We start from the raw sequence: 13,862 nt of genomic DNA on the forward strand, positions 1-13,862 counted from the left end.
GGCGCGTGGTCGCATTTTCAGCCGCCACCAACAACCGCAGCCGACTGATATTCAGAGGCATTTGCGGCAAGGCTGAAGAGGGGGTTGAATCGGCTAACTCCAGAGGGACAGTAAACCAAAAGATCGAGCCAATTCCCTCAACACTTTCGACGCCAATCTTGCCCTCCATCAGATGGACTAATTGCTGTGAAATGGCGAGTCCTAAGCCAGTTCCACCATACTGACGGGTCGTTGAAGCATCCACCTGAGAAAAGGACTGAAACAGTTTCGTCTGGGCGCTTTTGGGGATACCCATGCCGGTATCTCGCACCGCAAAACGAATGGTGGCGGAGTTATGCTGTTCCGATTCCAGAGCCGCTTGAATCACCACTTCGCCTCGTTCGGTGAACTTAATGGCATTACTGACTAAATTCAGCAAGACCTGACGTAAGCGAGCGGGATCGCCTCGTAGATGGCGGGGAACATTGGGGTCAATCAGGGTGGCCAGTTCCAGGCTCACTTTATCTTCAACTTGGGTGGCCATGACATCCACAATATCCTCGATACAGCGATCGAGGTCAAAATCGATGGCATCGAGTTCCATTTCCCCGGCTTCGAGCTTGGAGAAATCCAGAATATCGTTAATGAGGGTTAACAGATGTTGGGCGCTGCGGGAAATGGTCGAGACATAATCGCGCTGTTGTCGAGTTAATTGGGTGCGACTGAGGAGACTCGTCATTCCCATCACGCCATTCATGGGGGTGCGAATTTCATGGCTCATGTTGGCCAAAAACTCGGCTTTGAATTGGGCGGCCCGTTCGGCTTCGAGTCGGGCTTTGACCAAATCATCAATGCGATCGGTGACGGCAATAATACCGCCAATTTCCCCTTCTGACTTATACCAGGGGTGGATGGCCGAGCGTAAATAGAGGAGATCTCCGTCCTGACGCTGCCAAACGAGTTCAGGTTCGGTGATCACCTGTCCTCCGAGGGCTTCTTGGTGGGCCTGGTGGCGATCGCCGGGGAGATCCTGGAGAACGTCGTAGAGGCATTCCCCTAATAGATCTTGATCTTGTAGCTGGTAATCGCTGACCCACTTTTCGCTAAAGGCTAGGAAGCGCATTTGGCTGTCAAACATGGCCATGGCGACGGGGGCGTTGGTGACCACTTGTCGCAATTGTTGTTGTTCCCGTTCTAGGGAGATGACGGCCCGTTGGCTTTCGGCATGAAGATGAGCTTGGGTGAGGGCGATGGACAGTTGAGCCACGACGCGCCGCATGAACTCTTCTTCATTGTTATTGATGGGGATGGGGAGACCGTGATGACAGAGGAGATAACCGGGGGTTCCCAGGCGGTTGATGACGGGAAAGGCGGAGTAATGGCCCCGATGTAGGGTAATGGATTCGGCTTGGGGGTGACGGATGAGGGTCACGGTTTCGCCGTTGCGGAGTTGGCTGTCGAGGTCTTTTTGAGATTCGGCGGCTTCGAGATGAGTGCTGTCGGCGAAGAGTTGGCTGTTTTGGGGATGGCGGTCGGCTAGGGTGAGCGATTGCTGACGGCGATCGTACCAGGCGAAGGCGATCGCATCGAAGACGAGGAGATCGGTGAGTTCTTCGAGGGTTGGCGGTAGGGTTTTATCGAGATCGAGGGAGGTATGCAGGCGACTGGTGAGGCCATTGAGGAGGGCTTCTCGTTCGGCCCGGGCGCGAGACTGTTCGGCGTCGTTGATTTGCCGTCCGGCGAGAATGGTGGCCAGGGCCAGGATCACGCTGAGAACTCCCGCCAGGAGGTTGAGAGATTCGAGTTGTTTTTCGATGTTCTCTTGGGGAATAACTAAGACGACGGTCCAGTTGGGGGCTTGAATGGGGTGATAGGCGAAATAGATGGCCTCACCGTTGAGGGTTCCCTTTTGCAAGATGTCCGGGTTGAGATCCGGGAGTAGCAGGGAGGCGAAGTCTTGGCTAATATCTGGAGATTGAAGTTTTAGGGATTCGGGTAGCTGATTTTGAAATCCGGGGCTGGCGACTGGCTGGTTATTGGAGTCGAAGGCTAGGGCGTAACTATCGTCTCCGTATTGGATTTGATTGAGGGTGAGGACGAACTGATCGATACTAATACCACCGATGAGGGCGCTGGCGGCTGAGGGTTGGGGGGCGTCGGGGTCAGTGGCTAGGGGAAGGGTAAAGCCAATCAGCGGTTCACCAATGGCCCGGCCGATGATGGGGTTGCTGAAGCTGATGCGTCCTTCTTCCATGGCGGTTTGGAAGTGCTGGCGATCGTCAACTTGTCCGGTTTGCTGTTGATGGTTACGAAATTCTCCCTCGCGGTTGGCGATCGCCAAGCTAATGAAATTGTCGAGGCGTTCAACTTCTCGGGCCAGATAGGGTTGGATCTGCTCCCAGTCTCCCGAAGCGATGGTGGGGTTATTGGCTAAACCTTCTAGGTAAAAGGTCTGGGTTTGAAACCAGTCTTCGAGTTCTTGTCCCCCTTCTCGGACTTCGCTAATTGCTCCCTGGCTGATATTGGTCAGTAATAGCTCTCGTACCAGTCTGTAGCTGATCCAGGCCGTGAGGCTAACACCGACGGCTAGGGTTCCAAACAGACCATAAACCAGTAGGTTACGGGGCCGCCACCCGGATTGGTGTCGTTGTCGCCAACGCTGCCAGATTTTTTGAGGTTGTAGATAATCCATAAGGAGGGGATCACGGAGGAGAGGCAAGGTCATTAGGTTCTGCGCCAGGGAATGAACGAGACAGGTTTCGATGGGAGGGTTGGCCTCGTGGGTTAGGGCTAACCCCAACCGCGATGGGACGGATTCCGAACGCCTGATGCCGTTTCATTTCCAAGTTTGACGCTTGGGTTAACGTGGGTTGACGGTTATGGCCACTCACGTTAACCTACGCAAACCTACGTAAATTTAGATGAATTTACGTTGACTTTTGCCTAAGTTTGATAGTCTTTTCAGATTTAGCTCTTGATTGTAACAGAGAGGTGAGTTGGGGACAATTCGGTCGGCCGCTGTGACGGAGAACGGAGGCGGTTCAGGTCGATATTAGAGGACGACAGAGGTGTTAAGCGGGGATCGCTCTTGGGGTATCGAGAGGATTAGTCTTCGGAGGGGCTAGGCTTTGATGATGTCGTCATTGTCGCTATGAATGGGTATTTCGATGACAAATTCGGTCCCGACGCCGGGTTTTGATTTAACACTTAAGTCGCCGCCATGATTTTCGACAACGATTTGGTAACTCACGGAAAGTCCTAATCCGGTTCCTTTTCCGGGGGATTTTGTGGTAAAGAAGGGGTCAAAAATTCTGCGACGGATGGGTTCGGGGATACCGATGCCGTTGTCGGCAATTCGGATCACAATAAACTCATCATTGAGTTTCTGGGTGAGGATGGCGATCGCCGGTTTTTTGGCCTCTTTATCGCTTGAACATTGTCGCGATTTATGCTCATCATTTAAAGCATCTAAGGAGTTATTGATCAAGTTCATGAAGACTTGATTCAGTTCGGCGGGATAACAATTGATTTTGGGGAGGTTTTGAAATTTCTTAATGACTTTTATTTCATCGCCATTTCCGGTTTTTAAGCGGTGTTTGAGAAGCCAGAGGACGCTTTCGAGTCCTTCATGAATATCAACGGTTTTTCGTTGGGCTTCATCGAGGCGGGAAAAGATCCGTAATGATTGAACAATTTTCCGAATGCGATCGGTTCCCGTTTTCATGGAGTTAATGAGATTGGGGAGATCTTCGAGGATAAAGGGCAAATCAATCTCCTCAATGCACTCGGCGATCGCCTCGGAGTTGGGAGCCTCTTCCTCTTGATACAGTTCAATTAAGCCGATTAAATCCTGGGTATAGTCACGAACATAGCTGAGATTGCCATAAATAAAATTAACAGGATTGTTAATCTCATGGGCAACTCCAGCCACCAATTGTCCTAAACCGGCCATCTTTTCACTGTGAATGAGTTGGGTTTGAGTTTTCTGTAAATCCTGTAACGTTTGAGCCAAACGACGGGCTTGCATTCGGGTTTGTTCGAGGAGTTCGGCTTGTTGCAGGGCGACTCCGAGATGTTCACTAATCTGGCCTAACAAATCGAGATCTGAGGCATCCCAAGCCCGAGGGTGAGCATTATGATAGGCGGCGAGAAGTCCCCAAAGTTGATGATTTTGATAGATGGGAACAATGGCGTAGGCTTGGCATTGATAGAGCTGCAACACCTCTTGATAGGCGGGGGCGAAGTGGCTGCGCTCGACGTTTTCGACGGTAAAGACTCGCCGTTGGGGGATTTTGTCGGAATGAGCTTGGTTTTTGCCGTGTTTTTGCCCCTCAATGAGCTGCTGCATATGGGAACATAGGGCCAGGTTGGTTTGCAGTTCAGGGGTTGTGGTTTGTAACTCCAATAAATGCACCCAGCCGGGACTGACGGATTCGGCCACAAACTGGCCGGTCCAGTCGGGGTTAAAGTAATAGACGGCCACGCGATCGACATCGAGAAGTTGGCGAACTTCGTGGGTGGTGGTGCTAAAGATGGTATCAATATCGAGCGATCGCCGAATTTTTTCGACGGTGACGGCCAGAGTTTTCTCCCGTCGGGTGGCTTTGGCCAGTTTTCGGGCTTGTTGCTGAGTGCGTTGGAATAATTCAGCTTGTTTTAAGGCGACGCTGAGGTTGATGCTGACGCGCTCAAGCAGTTCAATATCGTCAATGTTCCAAGGCGGCTGATCTTGATTATGGCTGGCGCAGAGTAAGCCCCAGAGGACTTGTCCCTGTAAAATCGGCACGATGGCCGAGTCTGGGGAACCATGCTCTTCTAACACCTGGGCTGGGGACTTCCCCCGCCCGGATAGGGGGATGGTTCCGGGATTATCTAAGATATCCTGGTCGGCCAAACTGGTGTAGGGATGTCCATTGCTCGATGATGGGACGGTATAGGCTGGGGAGTTTTGAGGGGTGGGAGCTGTTCCGAGCAGAATCTGTTTGGAGCGATTCTCCGAGGCGTTGGCTGAGGGTTTGATAATCGCTGGGTGGCCCGGTTCGACGGATTCGGCGACAAATTCACCGCTAAAGTCGGGATAGAAGCGATAAATGGCGATACGGTGAGCGCTGAGTAACTGGCGCAATTCTTGGGTGGTACTGTCAAAAATTTCTTGGAGTTCCAGGGATTCGCGAATGCGAGCAATGGCGTTGGCGAGGGCGTTTTGCCGTTCGATTTGCAAACGAGCTTCCACCAGGGCCGGGGAGTCATCCGACGGCGGGCTGGTGGAAGCTCTAGCTAAAATTTGTTTGAGGCGCTCAAATGCTGCCTCATTTTGGCAACACGATCGCACTTCATCCCATTCATCGAGATTCAACATGGAACGTTTGGGGTCGCTTACGGTATTGGCAAGCGCAGCCGGACCCAAGTTTGGGACATGATCGCCTGGGGGGGGACTCGATTCGACTCGCGTAGACTCGCTTATATCTTAGCTGTCGCCGTGGAACTTTCGTTGGGTAGCTGAGGATGAGTGGAGGACTGGTTAATGGGAATTTCTAGGCGAAACTCAGTCCCAACCCCCAGTTGCGAGATGCAGGTAAAGGAACCATGATGTTTTTCGGTGACAATCTGGTAACTGATCGATAGGCCCAATCCGGTGCCAATTCCGACGGGTTTGGTGGTGAAGAAGGGATCGAATACCTGCGATCGCACGGTTTCGGGAATGCCACAGCCATTATCGGCGATGATCACGGCAACTCGGTTCTCGGCCACTTGTTCGGTGTGAATGCGAATGGTACGTTCGGCTTTCTCTTTGTCAAAGGGATGCAGGGCATCGATGGCGTTGCTAATCAGATTCATAAAGACCTGATTGAGTTGACCGGCGTAACATTCAACTAGGGGCAAGTCTCCATAGTCTTTGACCACGTTCACGGCGGCGCGATCGGCTTTGGCTTTCAGGCGATGGTGCAGGATGGTTAGGGTTCCTTCGATGCCATCGTGTAGGTTAACGGGTTTGAGTTCTGATTGATCGAGACGGGAGAAATTACGCAGGGAGAGGACGATTTGGCGAATCCGCTCGGCGCCGAGTTTCATCGAACCGAGCATTCGGGGCAAGTCATCGACGAGAAATTCTAGGTCAATTTCTTCGATGCGATCGCCAATCTCTTCAATGGGTTGGGGATAATGTTCCTGATACAGATCTAAGAGATCTAGCAGATCTTGGGTGTACTCACTGGTATGGACGAGATTCCCGTAGATAAAGTTGACGGGATTGTTGATTTCATGGGCAACACCGGCCACTAATTGTCCCAAGCTGGACATTTTCTCGCTTTGAATCAGTTGGGTTTGGGTTTGGGTGAGTTCTTCGAGAGCTTTTTCGAGTTGTTCGGCTTTGGCGTTGGCGGTGCGGGTGGCCCGTTGACTTTTGGCAAAGAGTTCGGCCTGGGAGATGGCGATGGAGGCGTGACGGGCCAGTTGTTCGACTTGTTCAATTTCGCGATCGCTCCAGTGACGGGGGTGGCCGCATTGGTGGGCGATAATCAGGCCCCAGAGTTGGCGATCGCAGTGAATGGGTACGATCAGATTGGCCTGAATCTGTAAACTCTCCAAAAATTCTCGGTGACAGGGGGTTAGGTTGGCCGTCTCAATGTCGTCCATAGCCCGAGCTTGGCCGCTTTGGCTGTACTTCTGTTCGAGATGTTCGGGAAAGCACCCCGGTGGGGTCTCAATGCCCCAAGCCGAGCGCCAATTCCCCTGGATATCTTCAACGGTAATGCGTCCTTCTCCCCCTTCAAAGACTTGATACACCACGGCGCGATCGGCCTGCAAGAGACTCCGCACTTTGTGGACAACGGTTTGTAAAATCTCATCTAAGTCCAAGCTACTGCGAATCTGATCGGCGAGTTCAGCCATGGCTTGACTGAGGTGCAAGGACTGCTGAAGTTGGGTGGTTCGCTGTTGAACTTGGCGTTCGAGGGTCGCATTGAGAGTGTTCACCTCCCGATACAGCCGATATTGCTGAACGGCGGAGGCGAAACGCTCACTCAACTCCCGCGCCAGTTGTCGGTCTTGGTCACTCCAGGGGAGTGATTGGCCGCGATTGAGTTGTTTCCAAGCCTCAAAGGATTGACGGGGGCGTTCTTGCCGTCGATTGGTGTCAAATTTACCGGCCCACCAAATCTCTAGGTCAATTTCTTGGCGAAACACCATCAGGTAGCCCAAAAACTGTTGCCGATGATGTAAGGGGAGGGCCAACAGTCCCCTAAGTTGGGCTTGGCTAAAGGCCTCGACTAACGGATGTAATTGAGGCACCTCGGCCAGATTCGCGGTCTCTAGGAGGGGATAGAGGGGGAGATCTCGGTTGGGGAAGCTGGCGTGCCACCAAGACTCAACGGCTTGTTCGAGGGAAATGTCAGAGGAGGATTCGCTAAAACTCGGCTGTCGACCGCGACATAAACGCAGCGGCGAGTCTCGCAGAATATAGAGTTGACCGCCTTGACCCCCTAGGGACTCAATGGCAGCGTCGATGGCTGTGCTAAATTCGATGGTTGGCTGAGCGTGCAGGAGGCTGACAATTTGGTTGACGGCAGCTTCCCGTTGCTGTTGCTGATGGGCTTCAGCGAGTAAGGCCGATTGGGAGATGGCGATGGACACTTGATCGACGACGGCCTGAATTAGTTGCAGGGTCGGCAGGTCGTACTGTCGTGGGTCTCCATGATGGGAGGCGAGAAGTCCCCAGAGTTGGTCATGATGAATGATGGGCAAACAGAGGGATGAGGCGACGCCCATGGCGGTAAGATACTCGACATGACAGGGATCGAGTTTTTTATAATCCCGAGGCAAAAAGGCATCGTCGGCGGGACTCATGCCGATGCAACGGTCTCTTACGTTGACGATACTGCGGACTCGTTGCCGTACAAAGCGCTCACGGGCTTCGGGGGGGATATCATCGGCAGGAAAGGTGAGTCCTAATAGACGAGGTAGGCGATCGTCTTGAACGTCCTCGGCAATGACGGTTCCGCTACCGTCGGCGTTGAAGCGATAAATTTTTACCCGATCAACTCCTAAAAACTGTCGGGTTTCGACGGCTGTTGCATCGAGGATCTCTTGCAGGTCGAGAGAGTTACGGATTCGCTGCGTCATTCGCTGTAACAAGACTTCGCGATTAAGACGCTGTTTGAGATCTTCTGTTGTCTTTTGTGAATTCATAGGATTGAACGGGGCACTTCCTCTCATTAACACTGGCAAGCCAACTGAAGAATGATGCTAAGTTTTGCGTTTGATACGCTGGGTAGATGACACAACACACGGGGCTAGGCCAAGGAGTCCTGTGGAGGTTGGAAATTTAATACTATTGACCATTATAAATAAAGTCGTCGGGCTTGATCCCTGTGTTATTCAATCTTAATTGGGGTTGAGGTTGTTTGAGCGAGATTGATGAGCAAGATTAATGATGAGCAATGGTTCGGCCCTAGCAGATTGGATGTCATTTTGGCAATGGTTGGCAAGGGTTGGTGTCCAGTCGCTCTATGGGCAACTCAGATTTAGCTGGTGTTCGGGGAGCCTATAATACAGGGAGACTGACGTCGGTCAGAGTCGTTCTCGCAGATTCGGGCTTAGCTACATAATGAAATTTTTCCCTAAATTGCCATCGTTGCTCGGGTTCGTCCTACTGGGCTTGCTTGCGGGCTGTCAGCCAGACTCGCCGACTCCCCCGGACTTGGATCAATCTCAGACGGATCAGCCAACTTCGGAACCCGAGGAGACTCCGGCCACTCCGTCGGTGGACTTGAATGCGACTCCGACGCCCTCTCCGACTCCGACGCCCTCTCCGACGCCCTCTCCGACGCCAACTCCGACGCCAACGCCAACTCCGACGCCCTCTCCGACGCCCTCTCCGACGCCAACGCCAACTCCGACGCCAACCCCGACGCCAGAACCCGCTACGGTACAACCGGCTCAGGTGGAGGTTCTTCGTTGTGAGACGACCATGGCCCAGGTGGATGATCCTAGTGCGCCTTTAAATGTGCGATCGCAGCCGGAGGTAGCCGATGATAATGTGGTCGGACAGCTCGATGACGGGGCTTGGGTGATGATCACGGGGGAAGACTCAGGTTGGTGGCGAATTTCGGACCCGGAACCGGGTTGGATTGCGAAAAGTTTGACCAATAGCCGTTGTAATGAGCTGGTGGCTGAATTAAGTTTCCCGACTGGGGCGACGGCGGTTCGTCTGAGCGATCGCTTTGTGGGAACGGGGTTCCATGAGTATCGCTTGGAGGCGAGGGCGCAACAGACGATGACGCTCACGGCGATGGGTAATGGTCCTCTACCGTTTGTGCGCGCTCCTAATGGTCGAGAAATTACGGATGCGGCGGCGATGCAGGGACGTAGCACTTGGAGGGGAGAACTCCCGAGCAGTGGTGAGTACATTCTCGAATATAATTCCAATTTCCGAGGGTTTGAGTATGACACTAAGATTGAAATTCGTTAATTGAGGTGATTTGTTGATTTGTAATTGACAGGTATCTCGGTGTTTTTACGGTGATCTAATTGGCTTTAAGATTCATGAACTACGGTCTTGAAGAGGGCTTCATAGCGATCAAGGGCTTCGGAGAATGAATAATTATCTAGGGCGTACTGTCGTCCTTGTTGGCTGAGTTGTTCGAGGGTTTCTGGGGTGGATTTGAGCTGACGAATGGCTTGGGCGATCGCCTCGGGATCTTCGGGAGGAACCACCCACCCACCACCACTGGTTTGAACGGCTTTGGCGGCGGTTCCACTATCGGGAACGGAGGCTAAAATCGGGAGACCACTGGCCAGTAACACCTGGATTTTCGAGGGCATATTGATCGCAATGACCGTCTTTTTCTGCATGACCATGCCCACGTTGGCTGCTGAGAGCATTTCTGGTAGCCGTTCGCGAGGTTGAAAGGGTAAAAGTTTAACATTGGTGGCGCCGAGTTTGTCGCGGCGATCGCGTAATGCTCCTAACGCCCGTTCTTCACCTACAATGACGATGGCAATATCGGGCTGATCTAACAATTTTGCGGCGGCTTTAATCAGGGTTTCAAGTCCTTGGGTGAGGGCAATGTTCCCAGAATATAAGATAATAAACTTCCCTTCGAGTCCCTGCTCTCGACGAAAGGAATTATCCTGTTTATCCAGGGGACGAATAAAGTCTGTATCGACCCAATTCGGGATTAGTGTAATTTTATCAGGGCTGACTCCTTTGTGAATCAAATTGTCCACAAACCCATCGGAAATTGCCGCGATTTTATTGGCGTAGCGATAGGAAAATCGTTCGAGGGATTCAAAGACACGAATCAAGGATTTATTGGTCAGTAACCCTGCCACAACCGCCGCTTCGGGCAGAACATCTTGTAAATTCAACACCACTGGCGCCCGCTGCATCCATTTAAATACTGTGGCGGGGACGGAGGCGGGTAAAGGCGGAACCGTGAGTAAGATGACATCGGGACGTTTACCATTGAGGGCTTGGATAAAACTGGTCCCAACAAAACTGGTTTCGAGGAGGATGCGATCGACGAGTCCCGGCTTGGGGCGAACCCAGACAAAACAGCGTTGGATTTTGACGCCGTTCCGTTCCTCGGTGACATAGAGTTTACCCCGATAGCCCTCATAAATTTGCCGTTGTGGGTAATTGGGCATTCCGGTGACGACGCGCACCTGATGGCCGCGTTGAACCAGTCCTTCGGCCAGTTCTGTCATCAGCGGTGCAATGCCAATGGGTTCGGGATGATAATTATAAGCGTAAATGAGAATATCCATTCAAATAGGCTCGTGAAACAGGCCCGATTGAGGCGATCGCCGGGGTATAAACTGCATCATACCTCAGTTTTTTAACCAATCCGGAGCGTTGACAATCGGACAGGATTTCCGATAGCATGGGAACTTAAAACTCTCGTTATTTTCTCCTCAACCCCAATCACGTGTCAACAATTCCGGGTCAATTTTGAAGCCCAAAGAAGCCCAAATTCGCCCAAATTAGCAATTGCGATGTCGGATCCTCATCCCCCTTCCCGGCTTAGGCCGCTTACATCCCTGTCCGCGAACCGGTCCGCGAACACCCCACAGCGGCGACGTCCCTCGGTGCTGCTGTTGAGCCTGCTGGTGCTGGTCTGGTCTGTGGGGCTAGGCTGGGGCTTGGCCGGAGTGGGGCGATCGCAATCCCCAAACTCCTCATCCCCAAACCCCTCTCAGGCGCCCCACATCGGAACCGTCGATCCCATTCCCGAGCGATACCAAACGGGGCAAGCCCTCTATCTCGAAGCCTGTGCGTCCTGCCATATTGGCGTTCCTCCGGCCGTCTTCCCCACGGAAACCTGGCGAGATCTGCTCCTGGACGAGAATCACTATGGCCAACGCATTGAAGTCCTACCCAGCCCCCAAATCCAAATCGTCTGGGACTATCTGCAAACCTTTTCTCGTCCGAACAGTGCCAACAGCGAGTCGGTTCCCTTCCGCTTTCAATACTCCCGTCCCTTGGCCGCCCTACATCCTAACGTCGACCTGCCTCGCTCCCTTGATTTCAACAGTTGTCGTAGCTGCCATCCTCAAGTCGATCAATTTGACATCCGCCGCCTCAGTCCCGACTGGGAGTGAGGGCAAAAAAGCCCTACCCGCGAACGGGTAGGGCTGTAGGAACCTTTAGGATAGAGCCGAGCAAGTACACCGGGGAAGTCCGTCCAAACTTGTTAAAACCGTCTCCCCAAGCGTTTCACGTCGTCTTCGATAACAGCATAACGAGCGCAGGTTACAGAGAAATGACGCTATTGTGACGTTTTGGGTCATCCTAGGGGTCAAAGCGAATATGAAACAATAAAGCCTCAATCTCAAAGGGTTTCGGGACTTGCCTCAGCAGGGACTTAGCCCAAGCTTGCGGCAGCAGCCATCCCGCCGTTGCTCGCAGCAGAACTTTCCAAATCACCCGTCGTCGCCACAGACTCGGGTCATCCCTGAGGGCCAAGGCTAAAAAGCGAAAGGCCGCTCTGGCCCGTCGTCGTTCTGGGGTTAAATCTAAGGCTTTATAGGTTAAATACTTATAGCGATGACCGCGACAAATCCGCGAGAGGTGCTGTAACTCGGGGGGAGCGGCGGCAAAAATACGTTCGATGACCTGTAAGCTGGATGCCTCCATCTTGGCTAAATTAAAAGATGAGGACGAGGTGACGGTTCGATAGAGAATTTGCACTTGGGGAACCACGACAAACTCATCGTTGGCCGCCAATCGGACCCATAAATCCCAATCTTCGGCTGGGGTGAGACTGGGGGCAAATCCACCTACGGCTTCAAAGGCAGACTTACGAATCAGAACATTGGACCCACTACCGACAAAATCACTGATGATGAGCCGTTTATAGACATCACCGGAAAAGGTGAGGTGGGGGCCAGCTCTGAAAAACTGGTTATTTTCGTCAATGTGGTCGGTCCAACTGTAGGCGACGGCGGCCTGGGGATGGGTTTGCAAGGCCTGCCATTGTTGTTGGAGTTTATCGGGAGTCCACAAGTCATCGGCATCGATAAAGGAGAGATAGTCTCCATTGGCTAAGGCGACGCCACGATTGCGACTTTCTCCCTGTCCCGCGTTGCTAAATTGATGAATTTGGATACGCTCATCGGCGATCGCCTTAACAACGGATAGGGTATCATCGGTTGAGCCATCGTCGATGATAATCAGTTCAAAGTCAGCAAAGGTTTGCCCTAAGACTGAATCGATTGTATCGGCGATCGTCTCCATTCCGTTATAGACGGGAAGAATGACAGAAATTTGAACCATGGAGTCCTCGATTATGATGATGGTGTTGTCATGGTGTTGTCCAGGGAAAGGATTGCCCGAGTAACGTCTCTAAGTCTTGGGTATAGGGAGCATAAAAGTCTTGCAGTTGCGATTTTAAGCTCGGGTTCTCAACGTGATACTCGCCGACATTGTAATACTCCAAGTTTTCTAAAGGTTTAGGGGGAATCTTGAGAAAGGAATGTACCGTTTGTACGATATCTGAGGGATGGTCTTGGAAGCGTTCACTGGGGATGACTAGCATCTGTTCGCGAGGAAAAAAGCGGAGCCATTTTTCCAGGAACTTGACATAGCAGCCCCGAGCGATGTAGTGATTGCGAATGGAAATGACATCGTCCCAATCGGGAATCTCTGCAAGTTGTTCGGTCAAGGCAATGTCAAGAGGACGAGACTCTTTTTTGAGTCGCACCCAGTGATAATAGTGGGAAATAGCACGAGAGATGGGATTGCGCAGTAAAACAATGAGTTTCATGTCGGGATACTCGTGATACATCCGTTCCGGGGTTTCGGGAGAGTCAAGATAGGTCGGACTCGCTTCACCTGTTCGCCACACTTGACCTTCTGGAATGGGTAAGAAGTGCGATCGATACCAGGTTTGACCTTTTTCATAGTGAAGCGACCAAAAATGTAGTTTTTTTTGATGGAGACGGAGATATTGGGATGTTCTTCTAGGTAATAGTAAAGTGAGGAGGTGCCACTTTTTTGAGCGCCGATAATTGTAAAGTTAACTTGGGGCGATTTTAGGGGGATTTGAGGAGATAGATCCGGGCAACGTTGTTTGAGTTTATAATTGGCAATTTCTTGATGGAGCGTATAAACCTCTTCGAGGCGACCTTGCTGTTCGAGAATCGCACTTAGATTTAAACCTAGATCTAATTCGCCGGGATTTTTCTTAAATTCTTGTCTAAATAGGCTTTCCAATTCATCCAATTTATGGTAAGTCTTTGAAAGACTTAAGCAGCGCTCATATCGCCACCATCCTTGGTACGGATCGAGTGTAATGGCTTGCCACCAAGCGGCGATCGCACCCGTCCATTGTTTCGCTTCTGCTAAGGTTTGAAACAATAGCAAATAAGTCTCCCAAGTCTCA

Annotated in this window: 9 protein-coding genes; 2 read left to right on the plus strand and 7 right to left on the minus strand. The window is 51.9% G+C overall.

Going from position 1 to position 13,862, the window contains the following annotated elements:
• From R6U67_RS02035 to R6U67_RS02045, 3 genes are all read right to left on the minus strand, one after another.
• Positions 1 to 2,671: ATP-binding protein (locus R6U67_RS02035; RefSeq protein ID WP_410250997.1), on the minus strand; the 2,671-nt coding region annotated here is incomplete at its 3' end.
• A gap of 429 nt (positions 2,672 to 3,100) precedes the next feature.
• Positions 3,101 to 5,338 (minus strand): GAF domain-containing protein, encoded by a 2,238-nt coding sequence (locus R6U67_RS02040; RefSeq protein WP_410250998.1) that lies wholly within the window; start codon positions 5,336 to 5,338, stop codon positions 3,101 to 3,103.
• A 101-nt stretch (positions 5,339 to 5,439) separates the two neighbouring features.
• Positions 5,440 to 8,166, minus strand: coding sequence for a GAF domain-containing protein (locus tag R6U67_RS02045; RefSeq protein ID WP_410250999.1), 2,727 nt, complete (start codon positions 8,164 to 8,166; stop codon positions 5,440 to 5,442).
• 418 nt (positions 8,167 to 8,584) lie between these two features.
• Here R6U67_RS02045 and R6U67_RS02050 point away from each other — a divergent pair, with 418 nt between their 5' ends.
• On the plus strand, positions 8,585 to 9,448 hold the full coding sequence (locus R6U67_RS02050; protein WP_410251000.1) for an SH3 domain-containing protein: 864 nt from the start codon (positions 8,585 to 8,587) through the stop codon (positions 9,446 to 9,448).
• A 65-nt stretch (positions 9,449 to 9,513) separates the two neighbouring features.
• Here the strand turns inward: R6U67_RS02050 and R6U67_RS02055 are convergent, their stop codons facing one another.
• A complete protein-coding gene (locus tag R6U67_RS02055) occupies positions 9,514 to 10,746 on the minus strand; it encodes a glycosyltransferase family 4 protein (protein WP_410251001.1) in 1,233 nt (410 codons plus the stop codon).
• Between the two features lie 342 nt (positions 10,747 to 11,088).
• On the opposite strand from R6U67_RS02055, the gene R6U67_RS02060 reads away from it, so the two are divergent.
• Positions 11,089 to 11,580, plus strand: a complete 492-nt coding sequence (locus R6U67_RS02060) for a diheme cytochrome C (protein ID WP_410251002.1) — start codon at positions 11,089 to 11,091, stop codon at positions 11,578 to 11,580.
• Between the two features lie 190 nt (positions 11,581 to 11,770).
• Here R6U67_RS02060 and R6U67_RS02065 read toward each other — a convergent pair whose 3' ends face one another.
• The 3 genes from R6U67_RS02065 to R6U67_RS02075 all read right to left on the minus strand — a co-directional run.
• A complete protein-coding gene (locus R6U67_RS02065; RefSeq protein WP_410251004.1) occupies positions 11,771 to 12,754 on the minus strand; it encodes a glycosyltransferase in 984 nt (327 codons plus the stop codon).
• 28 nt (positions 12,755 to 12,782) lie between these two features.
• Entirely contained in the window at positions 12,783 to 13,340 is a 558-nt protein-coding gene (locus R6U67_RS02070) for a sulfotransferase domain-containing protein (protein ID WP_410251006.1), read from the minus strand.
• A partial coding sequence (locus tag R6U67_RS02075) for a hypothetical protein (RefSeq protein WP_410251005.1) occupies positions 13,241 to 13,862 on the minus strand: 622 nt, incomplete at its 5' end. The genes R6U67_RS02075 and R6U67_RS02070, both read right to left, overlap by 100 nt.

The organism is Sodalinema sp. (assembly GCF_046483825.1).
Lineage (GTDB): Bacteria > Cyanobacteriota > Cyanobacteriia > Cyanobacteriales > Geitlerinemataceae > Sodalinema.